General features: G+C 60.4%; 20 protein-coding genes. 4 read left to right on the top strand and 16 right to left on the bottom strand.

The features are described from left to right. The first annotated feature begins 89 nt into the window (after positions 1-89). Complete coding sequence (locus FBY10_RS03240) at positions 90-710, top strand: energy transducer TonB (protein WP_131697276.1); 621 nt, start codon at positions 90-92, stop codon at positions 708-710. Here the strand turns inward: FBY10_RS03240 and FBY10_RS03235 are convergent. The 7 genes from FBY10_RS03235 to ppc form a co-directional block, all read right to left on the bottom strand. Further along, on the bottom strand, positions 707-1,405 hold the full coding sequence (locus FBY10_RS03235; RefSeq protein ID WP_145335076.1) for an extensin family protein: 699 nt from the start codon (positions 1,403-1,405) through the stop codon (positions 707-709). The two genes, FBY10_RS03240 and FBY10_RS03235, sit on opposite strands and share 4 nt — an antisense overlap. Positions 1,406-1,408: 3 nt before the next feature. After that, positions 1,409-2,236 (bottom strand): isocitrate lyase/phosphoenolpyruvate mutase family protein, encoded by an 828-nt coding sequence (locus tag FBY10_RS03230; protein WP_145335078.1) that lies wholly within the window; start codon positions 2,234-2,236, stop codon positions 1,409-1,411. A gap of 26 nt (positions 2,237-2,262) precedes the next feature. After that, positions 2,263-3,123 (bottom strand): DUF72 domain-containing protein, encoded by an 861-nt coding sequence (locus FBY10_RS03225; RefSeq protein WP_131697279.1) that lies wholly within the window; start codon positions 3,121-3,123, stop codon positions 2,263-2,265. Next, positions 3,123-3,413: a hypothetical protein gene (locus tag FBY10_RS03220; RefSeq protein ID WP_065926482.1), complete on the bottom strand. Its 291-nt coding sequence runs from the start codon at positions 3,411-3,413 to the stop codon at positions 3,123-3,125. Before FBY10_RS03220 ends, FBY10_RS03225 begins: the two co-directional genes overlap by 1 nt. 160 nt (positions 3,414-3,573) lie before the next feature. Beyond that, entirely contained in the window at positions 3,574-4,260 is a 687-nt protein-coding gene (gene tsaB / locus FBY10_RS03215; protein ID WP_131697280.1) for a tRNA (adenosine(37)-N6)-threonylcarbamoyltransferase complex dimerization subunit type 1 TsaB, read from the bottom strand. Between the two features lie 89 nt (positions 4,261-4,349). Beyond that, entirely contained in the window at positions 4,350-4,997 is a 648-nt protein-coding gene (gene adk / locus FBY10_RS03210) for an adenylate kinase (RefSeq protein WP_010212617.1), read from the bottom strand. 296 nt (positions 4,998-5,293) lie between these two features. Next, positions 5,294-7,939 carry a phosphoenolpyruvate carboxylase gene (gene ppc, locus FBY10_RS03205; RefSeq protein ID WP_145335080.1) on the bottom strand — a complete coding sequence of 882 codons (2,646 nt, stop codon included), beginning with the start codon at positions 7,937-7,939 and terminating at the stop codon, positions 5,294-5,296. A 183-nt stretch (positions 7,940-8,122) separates the two neighbouring features. Here ppc and FBY10_RS03200 point away from each other — a divergent pair, with 183 nt between their 5' ends. The 3 genes from FBY10_RS03200 (at position 8,123) to FBY10_RS03190 (ending at position 10,016) form a co-directional block, all read left to right on the top strand. After that, on the top strand, positions 8,123-8,467 hold the full coding sequence (locus FBY10_RS03200) for a hypothetical protein (RefSeq protein ID WP_027604509.1): 345 nt from the start codon (positions 8,123-8,125) through the stop codon (positions 8,465-8,467). A gap of 297 nt (positions 8,468-8,764) precedes the next feature. Next, on the top strand, positions 8,765-9,175 hold the full coding sequence (locus tag FBY10_RS03195) for a DUF4398 domain-containing protein (protein WP_178116714.1): 411 nt from the start codon (positions 8,765-8,767) through the stop codon (positions 9,173-9,175). A 55-nt stretch (positions 9,176-9,230) separates the two neighbouring features. Continuing rightward, the gene (locus FBY10_RS03190; RefSeq protein ID WP_131697284.1) at positions 9,231-10,016 is read left to right on the top strand and encodes an OmpA family protein; all 786 of its coding nucleotides are present in this window, start codon (positions 9,231-9,233) and stop codon (positions 10,014-10,016) included. A gap of 376 nt (positions 10,017-10,392) precedes the next feature. Here the strand turns inward: FBY10_RS03190 and FBY10_RS31430 are convergent, their stop codons facing one another. The 9 genes from FBY10_RS31430 to FBY10_RS03135 form a co-directional block, all read right to left on the bottom strand. Further along, entirely contained in the window at positions 10,393-10,821 is a 429-nt protein-coding gene (locus tag FBY10_RS31430) for a hypothetical protein (RefSeq protein WP_178116713.1), read from the bottom strand. Between the two features lie 94 nt (positions 10,822-10,915). Further along, a complete protein-coding gene (locus tag FBY10_RS03175) occupies positions 10,916-11,242 on the bottom strand; it encodes a hypothetical protein (RefSeq protein ID WP_003172217.1) in 327 nt (108 codons plus the stop codon). Continuing rightward, the gene (locus tag FBY10_RS03170) at positions 11,239-12,144 is read right to left on the bottom strand and encodes an alpha/beta hydrolase (protein ID WP_131697286.1); all 906 of its coding nucleotides are present in this window, start codon (positions 12,142-12,144) and stop codon (positions 11,239-11,241) included. The genes FBY10_RS03175 and FBY10_RS03170 overlap by 4 nt, the downstream gene beginning before the upstream one ends. Positions 12,145-12,171: 27 nt before the next feature. Then, complete coding sequence (locus tag FBY10_RS03165) at positions 12,172-13,449, bottom strand: flavohemoglobin expression-modulating QEGLA motif protein (RefSeq protein WP_131697287.1); 1,278 nt, start codon at positions 13,447-13,449, stop codon at positions 12,172-12,174. Positions 13,450-13,470: 21 nt separating this feature from the next. Further along, the gene (locus FBY10_RS03160; RefSeq protein ID WP_145335082.1) at positions 13,471-14,019 is read right to left on the bottom strand and encodes a hypothetical protein; all 549 of its coding nucleotides are present in this window, start codon (positions 14,017-14,019) and stop codon (positions 13,471-13,473) included. Between the two features lie 15 nt (positions 14,020-14,034). Further along, on the bottom strand, positions 14,035-14,751 hold the full coding sequence (locus FBY10_RS03155; protein WP_131697289.1) for a TetR/AcrR family transcriptional regulator: 717 nt from the start codon (positions 14,749-14,751) through the stop codon (positions 14,035-14,037). 151 nt (positions 14,752-14,902) lie between these two features. Further along, positions 14,903-16,405, bottom strand: coding sequence for a lysine--tRNA ligase (gene lysS, locus FBY10_RS03150; protein ID WP_131697290.1), 1,503 nt, complete (start codon positions 16,403-16,405; stop codon positions 14,903-14,905). Between the two features lie 78 nt (positions 16,406-16,483). After that, positions 16,484-17,579 (bottom strand): peptide chain release factor 2 gene (gene prfB, locus FBY10_RS03145; protein WP_098465888.1). Its coding sequence is split into 2 segments (ribosomal slippage): positions 16,484-17,506 and positions 17,508-17,579, totalling 1,095 coding nucleotides; the frame shifts between segments, so codons are not numbered across the junction. Positions 17,580-17,815: 236 nt separating this feature from the next. Beyond that, positions 17,816-18,817: a PleD family two-component system response regulator gene (locus tag FBY10_RS03135; RefSeq protein WP_131697291.1), complete on the bottom strand. Its 1,002-nt coding sequence runs from the start codon at positions 18,815-18,817 to the stop codon at positions 17,816-17,818. Between the last annotated feature and the right edge of the window lie 20 nt (positions 18,818-18,837).

The raw sequence follows: 18,837 nt of genomic DNA, 5'->3' as shown, positions 1-18,837 counted from the left end.
TACGCTCAAAAATATTAAGGATCGGCAAACAACGGCCGATAAAAATAACAGTCAGGTATTTTGCCAGAGCTGAGCGTCGACCGAGAAAAATGTCAGACATTCTCCCCCTAACCATCGGTGTACTGCCGACCCACAACCACTACGGCCTGCGCAATACTCAAGCGCTGGCCGGGGTGAGTCATGTGTGGCAGGACTTCTTCGCCCGGGCGCTGGCCGAGCAGCTCGGTGAAACGCCGGACGCGCTCGCCGCCAAGGCGCCGGCACCGGCGGACCCGGCAGTAGAGCCCAGCGCCGGCGCCGACCTGTTGTCGCAGATCCTCACCCAGCGTGAGTGCGACGTCAAAGACACCGAGATCGCCCCACCTGAGCCGCTGTTCCTGCCCATCGCCGAATTCGAAACCGAGTTGCTGCCACCAGCCGCCACGCCATTCCCGCAGGAAGAAATCGTCGCTCAACAACGCCAGCAGAATTTCGAAAGCACTTGGGTTCGCCCCATCGTCCTGACTGCCGGCCAGCCGCTGCCTGAGCCCGGCCCGGCGCCGGAACCACGCCCTCTGCACTTGCCGATTGCCGAGTTCGAACTGGACCTGTTGCCACCACCTGCCACGCCTTACCCAACCGAAGAACTGCTGGCACAACAAAAGGCGCTGGACTTCGATTACCACTGGGCACGCCCACTGATCACCCACAACCTGCGCCTGGCGGCCTAGCGACACACCCACCAACGGCCCATGTCCAGATGGAAATGGTTGCGGTGCGCGGCGTTGTAGTCCGGGCTCAACACCACATTGAAATCATCACAGGCGCCATCGCGCACCTGGCGCAGGAACCGCGCACTGTCACCCTCCCCCGACCAATCCTTGAGCACGCTGATACTGCGCCCGTCCGCCAGGCGAAACCCGGCGATATCCAAGGCATTGGCCGACGCATGCTGGCTGAGCCGCCCTTCGGCACGGTTATACATGTTGCGACAGGCAAAGCTGCCCAGGTGATCGACCCGCGTCACGGCTTGGCCGAACACCGCCTGGGCCGCCGGCTGCAGGCTATGACGCTCGAACAGCGCGAACGCCACGGCCAACGGACAGCTGGCCAGAAAGCTGCTGCTTAATGCCACGTCTGCCCCCTGCACGCGCAAGGTATTGCGCAGCGGACAGGCAGCGTCGGCGGGCGTGTCAGCCTGATGGCTGACACGCAGGCCAGCGGTTTTCAGCACCTGGTCGCACAGCGCGGGGTCGTCCTGCAGGCGTCCCAACTTGTAGCGGGTCAACAGGTTAGGGCTGGACCGTACATCCAGCGGCGACCAGGGGTTCCATTCAGCCGGCAATGGCGGCCAGCCACGCCATACACCCACGACAAATGCACCGCCGAGCACCAGCAGCGCACCCAGCACCCTGAAAAAACGCACGGCTCAGTCCTTGAAGAACTGATTGGCCTTGCTGAAGGGCATCGAGCGCTCGGTAAAGCTGAAGGTGCCCAGCTCATACACTTCCTGGGCCGCTCGGTAGAATTCACCATAGGCCGCCAGTGCCATGGCCGAGCCCACGCTGATGCGCTTTACCCCCATCGCGCTCAATTGCGCCACGCTGAGTTTCAGGCTGCCGGACATCAACACGTTCACCGGCTTTGGCGCCACAGCCTTGACCACCGCGAGCACGTCCTCGGCACTGCGCAGGCCCGGCGCATAGAGCACGTCGGCACCGGCTTCGGCGTAGGCCTGCAGGCGGCGAATGGTGTCGGGCAGATCCACGCGACCATGCAGGAGGTTTTCCGCGCGAGCGGTCAGTGTGAAGGGGAATGGCAAGCTGCGGGCAGCGGCCACGGCAGCTTCCACGCGCTCTACGGAGAGGTCGAAGGGATAGATTGGGTCGACGGCAATGCCGGTGGCATCCTCGATAGAGCCACCGACGATGCCGCTGCCGGCGGCACTCAGTATGGCCTGTGCACACCCTTCGGGGGTGTCGCTGAAACCGTTTTCCAGGTCGGCCGCCACCGGCAGCGCGGTAGCCTTGGCGATCATGGCGGCATTGCGCAAGGTGTCTTCCAGGGACAATGCCCCTTCCGCGTCCGGGCGACCCAGGCTGAACGCATAACCTGCACTGGTCGTGGCCAGGGCTTCAAAGCCAAGGCTGGCGAGCATCACGGCAGAGCCCGCGTCCCATGGATTGGGCATCACGAAGGCGCGGTCGCGCTCATGCAAGGCCTTGAAGGTTTCGGCGCGAAGGGTTTGGGCATCCATGACTGACTCCTGGCGGGAATAGAGCCCTAGAGTAACCCCAGTTGTTCCGCTTCGGGTTGCCGATCTAACGTCGGCAGTGCCGGAAGGCCGGGCAGGCGCACCATCAACTTGGCGTGGAAACGCAGGGCCAGTTGTGCGGCCAGGCGGTTGTCCGAGGTGTGCAGGAATACGTAGGGCGTACGGCCTTCTTCGATCCAACCAGCGATTTTTTCCACCCACGGGACCAGGAACGGGTCATTGGCCTCAAGCTCCGGATGACCGATAAAACGCACTTGGGGGAACTGGGTCAGCGCTGCCGGACGGGGCGGCACCTTGGGCTTTTTCGATTGTGCATGCAGCACCGCCGCCGAAGTTGACGTGCAACTGAACAACGCGCGCGGATCGAGACAGATGCGCTCGACACCTCGATCACGCAGCAAGCGGTTGAGCGTACGTTCGGCATCCCCCCTGGCGAAGAACTCAGGGTGGCGTACTTCCACCGCCATCGGGCGTTCCAGGCCATCAATAAAGCCGGCCAGTTCAGCCAGGCGTTGCGGCGAAAAACTCGCCGACAGTTGCAGCCATAGCGGTGAAACACGTTCACCGAGCGGGCTCATCAAACCGACAAAACTTTCCGCTGCCGGCAATTGCTCACGCAAGTCACCACCGTGACTGATGTCACCGGGGAACTTGGCTGTGAAGCGAAAATCTTCGGGCATGATGTCGGCCCAGCGCTGCACGGTAGCGGCCGAGGGCCGAGCGTAGAACGTGGTATTGCCTTCAACGGCGTTGAAGACCTGGGAATAAAGGGCAAGGTAATCGCCGGAGCGGGCGTCGACTGGGTACAGGTACTCGCGCCAGGCGTTTTCACTCCAGGACGGGCAACCGAGGTAGTAAGGCAGCCGCATCAGATGTGAATGTCGAGGCCCAGCACTTCCATATCCCATTCGACAAATCCGGCGGTGGTCAGGTAGCTGGCCAGGGCGGTGGCGACGCTTTTGCTCATGGAGCGCGGGAAGACCATGTCTTGCTGGCGGGCGGGAACGCCGCTGATGCGGGCTTGTGAACTGGCCTGCGCATCGGATTGGACCTCGATGAAATCCGGCGAATCCTCGACGGAGTCGTCCACCGTAGCGTTTGCCTTACGCGGCTTGCGCTTGATTGGGTACGACTGTGAGGAAAATCCATCAATACGCATAGGCGCGAACTCGCTATCAGTAATGGCATTTTGGCAGCACTGTCCGTCGCGCGCAAATGCTCTGGTGATAACTAGAACACATAATTTGAAAAAGGTTTAAAAACGAGGGCAAATTCTGACGATTGGCGGCTTTTGCCTCAAATTGCCATCATTTTTGGCGTCAACTAATCCCTCTTTCCGCCTTGGTCTGCGCCACTTTATCGCGCAGGTAAACCGGTGCAGCCTGATCCGCAGGAATCGCCTCGCCACGTTCGAACGCAAAGCGCGCCAGGGTCAGCAGATCCTCGGCGTGAGGCAACAGGGTGGCGTCCTGGCCAGCAGGTTGAACGCCGATACGCTCGCCATAACCCCAGCCGGTGCCAGCGCCGAACCAGTCACCGCTGGCATCGGCGGGCAATACCGCCGATTCCGGTGGCTGCACGGCTTCCACGCCGACAAGGCGCATTTCGCCAGCCGTTTCGCGGTAGCAGCCCCAATACACTTCGTCCATACGTGCATCGATAGCCGCCGCCACCTGCCGGGCCCCCTGTTCGCGCAAGGCACGCTGAGCCAGTACGGCAAGGTTGGAGACCGGCAGCACCGGGCGCTCCAACGCAAAGGCCAAGCCCTGAACCACACCAATGGCGATACGCACACCAGTAAACGCCCCCGGGCCGCGGCCAAAGGCAATGGCGTCCACGGCAGACAGCGTGATGCCAGCGTCTTCGAGCAACTGCTTGATCATCGGCAACAGCTTCTGCGCGTGCAGGCGCGGGATCACCTCGTAGTGGCTTGTGACTTTGCCATCATGCAGCAAGGCAACGGAGCAAGCTTCAGTCGCGGTGTCCAGGGCCAGCAGGGTGCTCATCGGTGTGGGTGTCCAAGTCGAAAAAAAGTGCGCCAGTATAAACAACAACGGCCCGCAAGCGGGCCGTTGTGTATCGAGCCGATGAAGGATCAGCTCAGTGCTTGCAGCACCTTGGCGGTGATGGCTTCCACCGAGCCGACGCCAGGGATATGGCTGTACTTCGGCTTGCCCTGGGCTGCGGACAGCTTCTGGTAGAAATCCACCAGCGGCTTGGTCTGGGAATGGTAGACCGACAGGCGATGACGCACGGTTTCTTCGGTGTCGTCTTTACGCTGCACCAGGTCTTCACCGGTGACATCGTCCTTGCCTTCGACTTTAGGCGGGTTGTAGACGGTGTGGTACACGCGGCCAGAGGCTTCGTGAACGCGACGACCGGCAATACGCTGGACGATTTCTTCATCCTCAACCGCGATTTCGACCACGGCGTCCAGCTCGACGCCGGCTTTCACCAGGGCTTCAGCCTGGGGAATGGTGCGTGGGAAGCCGTCGAACAGGAAACCGTTCTTGCAGTCTTCCTGGCTGATGCGTTCCTTGACCAGGTTGATGATCAGGTCATCGGAGACCAGGCCGCCACTGTCCATCACGCTCTTGGCGATCAGGCCCAGCTCGGTGCCGGCCTTGACGGCTGCGCGCAGCATGTCACCGGTGGAGATTTGTGGAATGCCGAATTTTTCAGTGATGAACTTTGCCTGAGTACCTTTACCGGCCCCGGGAGCTCCCAGCAGAATGACGCGCATCGATGTGCTCCTCAATTTTTTATAGAGATGACGCTCGGATTCGCCGCGTGGGGCCAATCTCGTAAAAATATGTGGCTCATAAAAATATGGGCCCAAGCCGCCCAAACGGCCAAAGGCTGATCAAGATACACAGCAGGCCCTAACCACACAAGCCGCCAAAAGTCGCAGGAACCCGCGCCACGCGTACGTCATAGGTAGGGTGTGCCTGAGTGCAACCAGCGCTGTAAACGCCGACCACCCCTTTCAGGGCGGCCGTCGTGGTTTATTCGCAAGCCTTTGAGAACACGCAAAAAACCTCAGCCGGTGTTGCGCAGGCCGGCGGCAATACCGGCCACGGACACCAGCAGCGCCTGTTCCAGAGGGCTGTCTTGCGCGGCTTCCTGGCGACGCGAGCGCGCCAGCAACTCGGCCTGCAACAGGTGCAGGGGATCAAGATAGGTGTTACGCAGGCGGATGAACTCCAGGGTGTCAGGACTATGGGCCAGCAGTTGCGACTGGCCGGTCAGGCCAAGCACCACGCCGCATGCCTGCGACAATAGGTCGCGTAAGTGCGCTCCCAATGGCAACAGGTCCGGCTGCACCAGGCGCTCGTCATACAGGCGCGCAATATCGGCGTCGGCCTTGGCCAGGACCATTTCCAGCATATCGATGCGGGTGCGGAAGAACGGCCACTGTTCGCGCATCTGCCCCAGCAGTTCGCCTTCACCGCGTTCCAGGGCCTTGCTCAACGCAGCTTCCCAACCCAGCCAGGCCGGCAGCATCAGGCGGGTCTGGGTCCAGCCGAAGATCCACGGAATGGCGCGCAGGCTTTCTATACCACCGGCACGCCGCTTGGCTGGGCGACTGCCCAAGGGTAGACGGCCCAGCTCCTGCTCGGGGGTGGACTGGCGAAAATACTCGACGAATTGCGGATTTTCCCGCACCACTGCGCGGTAAGCGCTGACACCGTCGGCCGCCAATTCATCCATCAAGTGGCGCCACGCCGGCTCCGGTGGCGGCGGTGGCAGCAACGTCGCTTCCAACACGGCAGCCAGATAGAGATTGAGGTTCTGTTCAGCAATGTCCGGCAAGCCGAATTTGAAGCGAATCATCTCGCCTTGCTCGGTGGTACGGAAACGCCCCGCCACCGAACCCGGCGGTTGCGACAGGATCGCCGCATGGGCCGGGCCGCCGCCACGCCCGACGGTCCCACCACGGCCATGGAACAGCAGCAATTCCACCTGTTGCTCCCGGCAAATATCCACCAACCGCTCCTGGGCGCGGTACTGCGCCCAGGCGGCGGCGGTGGTGCCGGCGTCCTTGGCCGAGTCGGAATAGCCGATCATCACTTCCTGCGGGCCCTGCAAGCGTGCACGGTAGCCCGGCAGCAGCAACAGTTGCTCGATCACGGGACCGGCGTTATCCAGGTCGGCCAGGGTTTCGAACAGCGGTACCACACGCATCGGCCGTTGAACGCCCGACTCTTTAAGCAGCAGCTGCACCGCCAATACATCCGAGGCGGCACCGGCCATGGAGATGACATACGAGCCTAAGGATGCGGCAGGTGCGGCGGCCACTTCCTTGCAGGTGTTGAGCACTTCGGCCGTATCGGCCGACGGCTTGAAATAGCCCGGCAACAGCGGTCGACGGTTGGCCAGCTCCTTCATCAGGAAGCTGATGCGCATGTCTTCGTTCCAGTCTTCGTACCGGCCCAGGCCCAGATAATCGGTGATTTCGGTCATGGCCGCCGAATGGCGACTGGAGTCCTGCCGTACATCCAGGCGCACCAGGAACAGACCAAAGGTTACGGCCCGGCGCAGGCAATCGAGCAGCGGGCCGTCGGCGATCACGCCCATGCCGCATTCGTGCAGCGACTGATAGCAAAGCTCCAGTGGCTCGAGCAGGTCGCGGTTGTTCTGCAAGACCTCGGCAGGCGCCGGCGTGCTGCTGCTCAACGCGGTATGGGCCCATTGGCGCGTGGCGCGCAGGCGTTCGCGCAGCTGCTTGAGCAGGGCACGATAGGGTTCGACGCTGTCGCCGACCTTGGCCTGCAACGCCGGGCTGGCCTTTTGCATCGACAGCTCGGAGGCCAGGTGGTCAATGTCGCGCAGGTACAGGTCGGCAGCCATCCAGCGCGCCAGCAGCAACACCTCGCGGGTGACCGGCGCGGTGACATTCGGGTTGCCGTCACGGTCGCCGCCCATCCACGACGCAAAGCGGATCGGCGCGGCTTCCAGGGGCAAACGCAGGCCCGTCGCAGCGTGTAATGCCTGGTCGGCCTTGCGCAGGTAATTGGGGATGGCGTGCCACAACGAATGCTCGATCACCGCGAAGCCCCACTTGGCTTCATCCACCGGGGTAGGCCGGGTGCGACGGATTTCTTCGGTGTGCCAGGCTTCAGCGATCAAGCGTTGCAGGCGCTGGCGGATCTGCTCGCGCTCAGCGGTGGTGAGGTCACGGTGATCCTGCAGCGCCAGTTGCGCGGCGATAGCGTCGTATTTCTGGATCAGGGTGCGACGCGCCACTTCGGTGGGGTGGGCGGTGAGGACCAGTTCGATTTCCAGGCGGCCCAACTGACGGGCCAGGGACTCGTTGCTGTGGCCTTCGCCTTGCAGACGGGCCAGCAACTCCGGCAAAACACGGGACTCGAACGGTGCCGGTTGCGACTCATCGCGCCGGTGAATCAACTGGTACTGCTCGGCGATATTGGCCAGGTTAAGGAACTGGTTGAAGGCCCGGGCCACGGGCAGCAGTTCGTCTTCCTGCAATTGATTGAGGCTGGCGCTCAGTTCATCACCAGCGGCTTTGTCCGGGGCGGCTCCGCGGCGGTCGGCCTTGGCGCCTTTGCGGATCTGCTCGATCTTGTCGAGGAAATCATCGCCGTACTGCTCTCGAATGGTGTTGCCCAACAGCTCACCCAGGAGGTGAACATCCTCACGCAAGCGTGCATCGATATCACTCATCAGCCAATCTCCAGCCAGAAATCCGGGACGCGCAGGTCTGCCAGAGTGCCGCCAGCATCGTTTTATGACAAGACTTTAAACCTTGTGACTTGCAGCTAGTCTCAACTGTGAGTCGCCGCGTTATCCAGGCGAGCGACTGGTCACTCATCACCGCCTGCCATCGCGGGTTCTATTGAGGTTGCCATGAAAATTCGAGAACTGGCCCAGCATTGGGAAGAGAACGCCAAGGGTCGCTTGACCAAGACCGAGTACGCCATCCATCTGGATGTAGAGGCCGCTGCGCGGTTGGCGGCCATTGCCGAGATGTACCCCAAGCGCCACACCGAAGAACTGCTCGGCGAACTGATCGGGGCGGCCCTGGAAGAGCTGGAAGCCAGCTTTCCGTACATCAAGGGGCAGCAGGTGATTGCCACCGATGAGGAGGGTGACCCGCTGTACGAGGACGTCGGGCCTACGCCGCGGTTCCTGACCTTGTCCCGTCGCTATCTGCATGATTTGTCTGCCAGTGCCGACGACCAAAAGCACTGACGGACTCGATTGACACCCATCTGACCCCCGTATTCCGGGCCTCTGGCGAGGCTCGGAGTACCCCTGCACGTGGCAAAAGTTCCAATTTTTTACCCTGACCAATCAGTCAGATATTTTTTTAGGCAAATCGCCATCTCTTCTGAACTTTTGAAAAAAGCCTCCGGTCACAGCCAGTAAGCCATCACTTGGAACGGCCGTTTGAAAGGGCCCGTCGTGCTTTACCGCCGCGCCCCAGCCGCTCACCGACTGAGATGGATTTTGATGTTTTTCAGGAGTTATCCAATGGAGTTGAAGACGATGAAGACCAGCACTGCCAAATCCACGTTTAACCACCTGCGCGGGCTTAAATTGGCCGCGCTGGCAATCGGCACCAGCTTCGTTTTGGCTGGCTGCGCCGGCAACCCGCCTACAGAGCAATACGCGGTGACTCAATCTGCGGTCAACAGCGCAGTCAGCGCGGGCGGTACCGAGTACGCGGCCGTAGAAATGAAGTCGGCCCAGGACAAGCTCAAGCAAGCCGAAATCGCCATGCACGACAAGAACTATGACGAGGCGCGTCGCCTGGCCGAACAAGCCGAATGGGATGCTCGCGTTGCAGAGCGCAAGTCCCAGGCCGCCAAGGCCGAACAGGCTGTGAAGGATTCCCAGAAAGCTGTTCAGGAGCTGCGTCAGGAAGGTATGCGCCCGGCTGCTATCCAGCAGCAATAAACCGCCGCGCCTGATTGCACTGCATCCGATATCGAATTGAAAGGACGACACGACTATGCGTAAACAATTGATGATCCCTGCCCTGCTGGCGATGAGCGTTGCCCTGGCGGCCTGCTCCACCCCGCCCAACGCGAACCTGGAAAACGCACGGACCAACTTCTCGTCCCTGCAAACCAACCCGCAAGCCACCAAGCTTGCCGCGCTGGAAACCAAGGACGCCAGCGAATGGCTGGACAAGGCCGACAAGGCTTACCGCGACAAGGAAGACCAGAAGAAAGTTGACCAACTGGCCTACCTGACCAACCAGCGTGTTGAAGTGGCCAAAGACACCATCGTGCTGCGCGAATCCGAAGCCAAGCTGAAAAACGCCGGCGACGAACGTGCCCGTGCACTGCTTGAAGCCCGTGATGCGCAGATCAAGCAGTTGCAGGACAGCCTGAATGCCAAGCAAACCGAACGCGGTACGCTGGTGACGTTCGGCGACGTGCTGTTCGCTACCAACAAGTCCGACCTGAAATCCAGCGGCCTGGTTAACATCACCAAGCTTGCGCAGTTCCTGCGTGACAATCCGGATCGTAAGGTGATCGTCGAAGGCTACACCGACAGCACCGGTTCCGACTCGTACAACCAGAGCCTGTCGGAGCGCCGCGCGGCATCGGTACAACGCGCACTGGCTCAGCAAGGCGTGGATATTTCGCGCATCGTGACCCAGGGTTATGGCAAGGAATACCCGGTTGCCGATAACGGCAGCGTCTCGGGCCGTGCCATGAACCGCCGTGTTGAAGTGACCATCTCCAACGACAACCAGCCCGTCAAGCCACGTTCGTCCATGGCGAACTGATTGATTGATGCTGGATAAAAAAACCCACCTCACGGTGGGTTTTTTTTCGGTTCGCCGAACTGGATAGAACGGTGCGTGTCCTCCGCTGGCAGCTCAATTTTTGGTTTACGCTCCTGTTGGGCCCGCCGTTCCAGATCCCCATGACACCTGCACATATTCAGCAGATTGCGAAATGCCTGACTTTCAGAACTTGCCGGATGTACAGGAGGTAAAGGATTTGCAATTGTCGCCACTTTCTCGGCCCTGATCTGTGTAAGTTACCCCGCTTTCTGTGGCTTCTTACGCGACATGGTTCCAAATAAACCCGTCGCCGACTGATCGTCCCATGCACTATAAAAAAACCGCCTATGACCGGCGGGTTTTCTCAGGCGGCCAATCAGCTGCCAACCCTGCCTGCCCCCTGATAGTCCGGCGTCTGGATTTGCGCACCGTTCTGTGCGCCATCTTGACTGCCTTGCTGACTCTGACCGTCCTGCGCACCCTGACCGGCCTGTGCACCTTGGTTCGTTTGTGCAAGCAGTTTTTCCAGCTTCTTCAACAGTTCCTCAAGGCTTTCTTCACCTCCGGCACCGCCGCTACCCTGCCCACCTTGGGAACCTTGCGACTGCTGTTGCTTAATTTTACTTTGTAAGTCCTGAATCTGCTGTTCAAGGCCGCCTTGAGCCCCGCCGCCAGCGTTACCAATATTGCCCACACTCCCAGCACCCGATACTCCGTTGATACCTGCCATAAACATCGACTCCACATTAACTAATAAAAAGGACCGATCAGTAATACCAATCAGCCCATAATCTGTGGTTGGCAAATTGAGATGGTTCCAGTCTTATGAGGATCGCAGGTGCATCGAAGGACTAATCGCCAGGTTTCATCGCGTTTTCCCACGGCGGTGATGCGATAGCTTACTGCTGCAATTGCGGCGTTTCCTGCCCCATGCAACGCACAGCCTGCTTCTTGTTGTTTACCAGCACACCACTCAGGCCTTTCTGCTCGGTGTCGAACATTACCAGTACACCATCAACACACTGCGCCACTTGCGCGGCCGGGGTAAGGGAGATCTTGTAATCCTCACCAGGCACAGTCTTGAGCATGGTGAAGTCACTGAGCAGCAGAGCATCTTCCGGCTTGGCGAAGTGCAGGTAGCCGTAGTACCACAGACAACCGACAGTACCGATGATGGTGCCGATGCCGGTGAGGATCAGCGGGATCATGTTGCGTTCTTCGCTCATTGCGGGCTCTCTGATGGGTCAACTTTAGGAGTCGGATAGTTCGGAATTTCGCCCAGGCGGCGCAGGCCGTTAAAGTGCTGCGGGTCATCCAGATAACGCAGCATCACGGTTTGCCAGGTTTTGTCGGCAAAGGTTTGCACATGGCCACCTCGGGTCAACTGCAACACTCGTGGCGGTGGCGCGGCCTGATACAGGCGGATACCGTTGGCCACGGGCACGACCGGGTCATCCAGACTGTGGAACAGCAATTTCGGCACGCCGGTCAGCTGCGGCATGGCGTTGATCGCGCTGTCGGCGTCGGGCACCAACCAAGACAAAGGCACCTGGAATGGCCATGTTAACCAGGAGGTGCTCAGGGCGAATTGTCCTACGTCACGATAACTGGCGGGCACACCGTCCAGTACCAGGGCTTTGAGTTGGGACTGACGCTGTGGGTGTTCCGCCAGGTAATGCACCGCCAGCGCGCCGCCGAGGCTTTGGCCGAGGACGATCAACGGTTGGCCCTTGGTTTCGGGGGCCTTGTCGAGCCAACTGAAAGCCGCATCCACATCCTGATAAATCGCCGGCAATGAGGGCTTGCCTTCCGACAGCCCATAACCGCGATAGTCCAGCAGCAGTACCTGGTAACCTTGTTCCGGCAACCACCAACTGCCCCCCAGGTGCCAGGCCAGGTTGCCGCCGTTGCCGTGCAGGTGCAGTACCGTACCTTTGACGGGCACTCCGGCCTTCGCCGGCAGCCACCATGCATGCAGCTTCACACCGTCGGCGGTGGTGAGGGTGACATCGCGGTATTGCAAGTGCGCTTTTTCGGGCGTGAACGGCAGGCCGGGTTCGGGGTAGAACAGCAACGAGCTGCAACCGTTCAATGTGAGTAGCAGGCATAGAATGCCGAGGATTCTCATCCGTTGAAGCCTCGTGAATAACAGCGTTTAAAGGATATTGGAGTAATCCGCCTCGATCCGGTCCAGGCTCAAGTGGTTGAGGAAGTTGGAGAAGCACATCCATGCCGCCAGTGCGTTCATGTCGCGGAACTGTTCGGGCAGGTACTTGGGTGGCACCACCAGGCCTTCGTCGACCAGTTGGCGCAAGGTGCGCATGTCTTCCAGGGTGGTCTTGCCGCAGAACAGTAGCGGCACTTGCTCCAGCTTGCCTTTGCGCACGGCCAGCTGGATGTAGTTGTAAACCATGATAAAGCCCTTGAGGTAGGACAAATCCTTGGTAAACGGCAGGCCGTCCGGCACCGAGCCCCGGAATACCCGGCTGGCGTTGCCATAACTTTCGGCCATTTCAAAGCCTTGCTCGCGGAAGAACTCAAACACCTGCAGAAAGTCGGCGCCCTCCTCCACCATGTGGATCGCACGGGTGCGGTTGGTCAGTTTGCGCAAGCGGCTCGGGTAGGAGGCGAACGTGATGATCTCCATCAGGATCGCCAGGCCTTCCTGGGTCACGGTGGACGACGGAGGGCCCTTGGACAGGAACGTGCAGATCGGCTGGTTCTGACCGTTGAGCGTGGTACCCACATGCACCAGGCCTTCGTGGACTTCCAGTGCTCGCACATCGCGGTCGTTGAACATCGCGTCGGCGCGGATCTTGATGTAGTCGGCGCCCGCTGCGGCATCGGCGACGATGCCGTCGGACTCAAACACCCGAATGGTCTCTTCCGCCTCGCCAAACACCTTGTTCAGGCGGGTTTGCAGCAGGGCCACGGCGTCCTTGGCGGTAAGGGTCTTGGCTTCGTCCTTGAGGTCGCCACGGCCGTCAATATTGTTCAGGTAGTCGGAGAGCATCAGGCCCAGGTCAGCCAGGGTCGGGTCGCCGGCGTGGAAGGCATCGGACGCGGCGCCGTACAGTTCCTGGGAAATCAGGCCGAAGTCCTCGGTGCCGCGGGCTTCGAGCATCCGCACCACCATGCGGTATTCACGGCACATGCGACGCATGATCTGCCCCACCGGGCTGAACTGGCCGAGGCGGCGAGTGATGTCGCGTTCGATGTTCTGGAATTCCAGCTTCACAGCACTGGAGTCGAACGACAGCGGCCGGTTCAGGTAATAGTCGCGGTCCACGGCCGGCATTGCCTTGCCCTTGGCCTTGAGGAACCCCTGGCGAATGTTGTCGTCCCACTTCACAGCGTCGAGGACGCGAATCGGTGTTTGCGCCAGCACAATGCGATCGGACAAGGTGCGTATCGTCTGCTGGTAATCGTCCACCCGGTGCTTCCTCTTTAAACGTTATTTGCCCGCACGCCGGTAGCGCACGGCTTCAACGAACACATCGGCATTGGCCGGATCATCCAGATAGGCAAACACCTGGCTCATGGAACTGTCGACCCGTACCCCGGTGCCTTCGACGGTATCCACGCTGCTGCCCTGCAACACCTGTTGCCCGATGGCCTGGTGAATCTGTTCGAGGTCGAGGTTATAGACCACCAATTCGTGCTTATCGTCGAACTCGAACCCCGCCAGGAAGTAATGCCCTCCGAACCGGGCCGGCAACGGTGCCGACAGGTACCAGCGGCTGCCATGACGCGAAACCGTAAACAGGTACTCATCGCGCTGGGCCGGCGTGGCTTTAGGGTAGCTCACCGCCTTATAGCGGTGCTCACCGATACGGCTGATGTGCAGGTTGAGCGGTTCGCCCCAGGCATTCTTGCTGGTCCAATGGCCCAACAACTCTTGCGGCGCCGCCTCATGGGCGGGCAATGGGTCCTTGAACGTGACCAAGCAACCGCTGAGCAGCAGGAACGACAAGGCGATTACCGCCACACGCCAGGTTTTCATTGGACTCCCCCGGTGTCAGACCGAGGCCAACACCAAATGCATGTAACGCTTGAGGATCTCAAGCATCTCTTCACCGGTCAGAGGCTCTGCGCCGCCCAGCAGGCCCTGATATTCCATCCGACTGATAATCGCCGTCAACACCTTGGCGTCCTGTTGCGGCTCGCGGGAGCCCAATACCTGGAAAAACTGTCCCGTGCCCTGCAACAGAATCTGCTGGTGGGAACGCACCAATTGCGCCAGGCGCGGGTTGAGCAAGGCTTCCTGGCGAAAGGCCTGCTCGGCCATCAGGTGTTCGCGGCGGTTGGTCAGTTGGCGCAGCACATAGTCGGCGGTCAACCGCGCGATGTCATCGGCCAGTTGCGAACGCGATTCCGGGCTGCCATCGCCATAGGCGACCATCTCACGCAGCAGGCCTTCGTTACGCACCCATAGCTTGCCCATGAACGCAGCGCTACGCTCGACGTACTGGGCGAACGTGTCGGTGAGCAAATCGTCGATATCTTTGAAGTAATAGGTGGTAGCCGACAACGGCACGCCGGCCTCGGCCGCCACGGCCCGATGGCGCACGGCCCGCACGCCATCGCGCACCACAATGCGCATGGCCGCATCGAGAATGTCTTGCCTGCGTTGCTCGCTGCCCCGACGGCTGGCCTTACGGCCCTGGTACTGGACGCTTTCAGCCACGGCAGCGGCAATGCCGGCGGCGCCTTCTTGAGCGGTTACGCGGTTCACGACGGATCTTCCTTATCAGGTGACGCGGGGCGTCACGGTGTGCATTCCCACGCAGAGCGCGGGAACGATCCCATGGCGCTGTTTGTTTGACGCTTATTAATGCCACATAAAAAAGCCGCCTTATAAAAGGCGGCTTCGGATTTCGCTACGCTTACGCTTGTGGCCGCATGTGCGGGAACAAGATCACATCGCGGATCGACGGCGAATTGGTCAACAACATCACCAGGCGGTCGATGCCGATACCTTCACCGGCCGTTGGCGGCATGCCGTATTCCAAGGCACGTACGAAGTCGGCGTCGTAGTGCATGGCTTCGTCGTCGCCGGCGTCCTTGTCGGCCACCTGGGCCATGAAGCGCTCGGCCTGGTCTTCCGCGTCGTTAAGCTCGGAGTAGGCGTTGGCGATTTCGCGGCCACCGATGAACAGCTCGAAACGGTCGGTGACGTTCGGGTTGTCGTCGTTACGACGGGCCAGAGGCGACACTTCGAACGGGTACTGGGTAATGAAGTGCGGCTGTTCCAGCTTGTGCTCCACCAGCTCTTCGAAAATCATCACCTGCAGTTTGCCCAGGCCTTCGAAGCCCAGCACCTTGGCACCAGCTTTCTTGGCGATGGCGCGTGCCTTGTCGATGTCATTGAGGTCGTCGGCGGTCAGCTCAGGGTTGTACTTGAGGATCGAGTCGAACACCGACAGGCGCACGAACGGCTCGCCGAAGTGGAACACCTTGTCTCCGTACGGCACGTCAGTGCTGCCCAGGACCAGTTGCGCCAGTTCGCGGAACAGTTCTTCGGTCAGGTCCATGTTGTCTTCGTAGTCGGCGTAGGCCTGGTAGAACTCCAACATGGTGAATTCCGGGTTGTGACGGGTCGAGACGCCTTCGTTACGGAAGTTGCGGTTGATCTCGAACACCTTCTCAAAGCCGCCGACAACAAGACGCTTGAGGTACAGCTCAGGCGCGATACGCAGGAACATTTCCAGGTCCAGTGCGTTGTGGTGGGTTTCGAACGGCTTGGCTGCAGCACCACCCGGGATGGTCTGCAGCATCGGGGTTTCCACTTCCAGGAAGTCACGCTGCATCAGGAAGCTGCGGATGTGCGCGATGACTTGCGAACGCACGCGGAACGTCTGGCGCACCTCTTCGTTGACGATCAGGTCGACATAACGCTGGCGGTAGCGCTGCTCGGTATCGGTCAGGCCGTGGTGCTTGTCCGGCAGCGGGCGCAGGGACTTGGTCAGCAGACGCACACTGGTCATTTCCACGTACAGGTCGCCCTTGCCGGAACGGGCCAGGGTACCTTCGGCGGCGATGATGTCGCCCATGTCCCAGGTTTTCACAGAGGCCAGGGTTTCTTCAGGCAAGGTCTTGCGGTTGACGTAGACCTGGATACGCCCGGTCATGTCCTGGATCACCATGAACGAGCCACGGTTGAGCATGATGCGACCTGCTACCTTGACCGGGATCGCAGCCTCTGCCAGCTCTTCCTTGGTCTTGTCCGCGTACTGCTTCTGCAAGGCATCGCAGTAGTTTTCGCGGCGGAAGTCGTTGGGGAAGGCATTGCCCTTGGCGCGCTCGGCAGCCAGCTTTTCCTTGCGCAGGGCGATCAGGGAGTTTTCTTCCTGTTGCAGGACTTGCGGGTCGAGTTGTTGGTCGCTCATGTCTTTAAATTTTCCATCAGGTTCGTTGTCCCAGGCGTAGGCCGGGGATCGCCGGCATGCCGGCTCCTACAATCTTTATTACAAGCCGGACTTCAGGCTGGCTTCCAGGTATTCGTCGATGTCACCGTCGAGTACCTTGTCGCAGTCGCTGCGTTCGATGTTAGTGCGCAGATCCTTGATCCGCGACGCATCGAGCACATAAGAGCGGATCTGGTGACCCCAGCCGATATCCGACTTGGTGTCTTCCAGCGCCTGGGAAGCCGCGTTGCGTTTCTGCATTTCCTGCTCGTACAACTTGGCCCGCAGCATTTTCATGGCGGTGTCCTTGTTCGCGTGCTGGGAACGTTCGTTCTGGCAGCTCACCACGGTGTTGGTCGGTACGTGGGTAATACGGACGGCCGAGTCGGTGGTGTTTACGTGCTGGCCACCGGCACCGGAGGAGCGATAGGTGTCGATCCGCAGGTCGGCCGGGTTGATCTCGATTTCCACCTTGTCATCGATCTCGGGCGAGACGAACACCGCAGAGAACGAGGTGTGACGACGGTTGCCGGAGTCGAACGGGCTCTTGCGCACCAGGCGGTGCACGCCGATCTCGGTACGCAGCCAGCCAAAGGCGTATTCACCCTTGATGTGCACGGTCGCGCCCTTGATGCCGGCGACTTCACCGGCCGACAGTTCCATGATGGTGGCGTCGAAACCGCGTTTGTCGGCCCAGCGCAGGTACATGCGCAGCAGGATGTTGGCCCAGTCCTGGGCTTCGGTGCCGCCGGAACCGGCCTGGATGTCCAGGTAGGCGTTGTTCGGGTCCATTTCGTGGCTGAACATGCGGCGGAATTCAAGCTTGGCGAGGTTTTCCTCGAGACGGGCCAGCTCGGCGACGACATCGCCCACTGCGCCTTCGTCGTTTTCTTCGACGGCCATGTCCAGCAGGTCGCGGCAGTCGGCCAGGCCGGTGTTCAGCTCGTCGAGGGTGTCGACGATCTGCGCCAGCGCAGCGCGCTCGCGCCCCAGTTCCTGGGCGTATTCAGGTTTGTTCCAGACACTCGGATCTTCAAGCTCGCGATTGACTTCGGTCAGACGCTCATGCTTTTGATCGTAGTCAAAGATACCCCCGAATAGTTTCGGAGCGCTCGGACAGGTCCTTGATGGTGTTAAGGATCGGGTTGATTTCCATGGCGGGCAGCACTCGTTGGCGAACTTTTGAAAGCCGGCGAGTATAACGGCAAACAGCTGGAAACGGCAGTCCGCCGAGCCGAAAAGGCGGGATCTGTACACAATCCAAGCCCCATGAAGATCCAAATGTGGGAGGGGGCTTGCCCCCGATGGCAGCCTGTCAGCCAATGAGGTTGTGACTGACCCACCGCTATCGGGGCAAGCCCCTCCCACATTCTGATCTGTTGCGGCCTCGACTCACTCGATGCCGACCAGATTGCGCCCGTTGTGCTTGGCCGTATACAAGCCCTTGTCCGCCGCCATGATCAACTGGCGGCAATCCGTACCCTGCACCGGCGTCATGGTCGACAGGCCGATGCTGATGGTCAGGCTTGAGCCTTCAGCCGGGGCAATATGCGGGATTTTCAGCGCGGCAACGGCCATGCGCAGCTTTTCCGCCACCAGACGTGCGCCACCCGGCGAGGTGTTCGGCAGCACCAGCGCGAACTCTTCGCCGCCGTAGCGCGCCGGCAGGTCCGAGGGACGGCTGCTGGCTTCACGGATGGTGTTGGCGACTTTACGCAGGGCTTCGTCGCCCTCGACGTGGCCGAAGCTGTCGTTGTAGGTCTTGAAGAAGTCCACATCGATCATCAGCAACGACAGCTGGGTCTGGTCACGCATGGCGCGTCGCCATTCCAGCTCCAGGTATTCGTCGAAGTGGCGGCGATTGGACAGCCCGGTCAGGCCATCGGAGTTCATCAGCCGTTGCAGCACCAGGTTGGTGTCCAGCAGCTGTTGCTGGCTGACCCGCAGCGCACGGTAAGCGGCATCGCGCTGCAACAGGGTCATGTAGGAGCGCGAGTGATAGCGGATGCGCGCCACCAACTCGATGTTGTCCGGCAGCTTGACCAGGTAATCGTTGGCCCCCGCCGAGAACGCCGCGCTCTTGATCAGCGGGTCTTCCTTGGTGGAAAGCACGATGATCGGGATGTTCTGCGTGGCCGGGTGGTTGCGGTATTCGCGCACCAGGGTCAGGCCGTCGAGGCCGGGCATCACCAGATCCTGCAGGATCACCGTGGGCTTGATACGGATGGCCTGGGCAATCGCCTGGTGCGGGTCGGCGCAGAAGTGGAAGTCGATGTTTTCTTCATGGGCCAGGCCGCGCCGTACGGCTTCGCCGATCATGGCCTGGTCGTCGACCAGCAACACCATGGCGGCATTTTCGTCGGTCTTGATGCCGTCGATCTGTAAATCATTCATGTGCAGTCACCTGAATTACT

Origin of the sequence: Pseudomonas sp. SJZ103 (assembly GCF_007828335.1) — a bacterium.
Lineage (GTDB): Bacteria > Pseudomonadota > Gammaproteobacteria > Pseudomonadales > Pseudomonadaceae > Aquipseudomonas.
The sequence above is the reverse complement of the archived record's forward strand: the minus strand, read 5'-3'. Positions and strand labels throughout refer to the sequence as shown.

Coding starts and splice junctions, on each gene's coding strand:
- FBY10_RS03240 (WP_131697276.1), top strand. CDS start 90: ATGTCAGACATTCTCCCCCTAACCATCGGTGTACTGCCGACCCACAAC.
- FBY10_RS03230 (WP_145335078.1), bottom strand. CDS start 2,236: ATGGATGCCCAAACCCTTCGCGCCGAAACCTTCAAGGCCTTGCATGAG.
- FBY10_RS03225 (WP_131697279.1), bottom strand. CDS start 3,123: ATGCGGCTGCCTTACTACCTCGGTTGCCCGTCCTGGAGTGAAAACGCC.
- FBY10_RS03220 (WP_065926482.1), bottom strand. CDS start 3,413: ATGCGTATTGATGGATTTTCCTCACAGTCGTACCCAATCAAGCGCAAG.
- tsaB (WP_131697280.1), bottom strand. CDS start 4,260: ATGAGCACCCTGCTGGCCCTGGACACCGCGACTGAAGCTTGCTCCGTT.
- adk (WP_010212617.1), bottom strand. CDS start 4,997: ATGCGCGTCATTCTGCTGGGAGCTCCCGGGGCCGGTAAAGGTACTCAG.
- ppc (WP_145335080.1), bottom strand. CDS start 7,939: ATGAGTGATATCGATGCACGCTTGCGTGAGGATGTTCACCTCCTGGGT.
- FBY10_RS03200 (WP_027604509.1), top strand. CDS start 8,123: ATGAAAATTCGAGAACTGGCCCAGCATTGGGAAGAGAACGCCAAGGGT.
- FBY10_RS03195 (WP_178116714.1), top strand. CDS start 8,765: ATGAAGACCAGCACTGCCAAATCCACGTTTAACCACCTGCGCGGGCTT.
- FBY10_RS03190 (WP_131697284.1), top strand. CDS start 9,231: ATGCGTAAACAATTGATGATCCCTGCCCTGCTGGCGATGAGCGTTGCC.
- FBY10_RS03175 (WP_003172217.1), bottom strand. CDS start 11,242: ATGAGCGAAGAACGCAACATGATCCCGCTGATCCTCACCGGCATCGGC.
- FBY10_RS03170 (WP_131697286.1), bottom strand. CDS start 12,144: ATGAGAATCCTCGGCATTCTATGCCTGCTACTCACATTGAACGGTTGC.
- FBY10_RS03160 (WP_145335082.1), bottom strand. CDS start 14,019: ATGAAAACCTGGCGTGTGGCGGTAATCGCCTTGTCGTTCCTGCTGCTC.
- lysS (WP_131697290.1), bottom strand. CDS start 16,405: ATGAGCGACCAACAACTCGACCCGCAAGTCCTGCAACAGGAAGAAAAC.
- FBY10_RS03135 (WP_131697291.1), bottom strand. CDS start 18,817: ATGAATGATTTACAGATCGACGGCATCAAGACCGACGAAAATGCCGCC.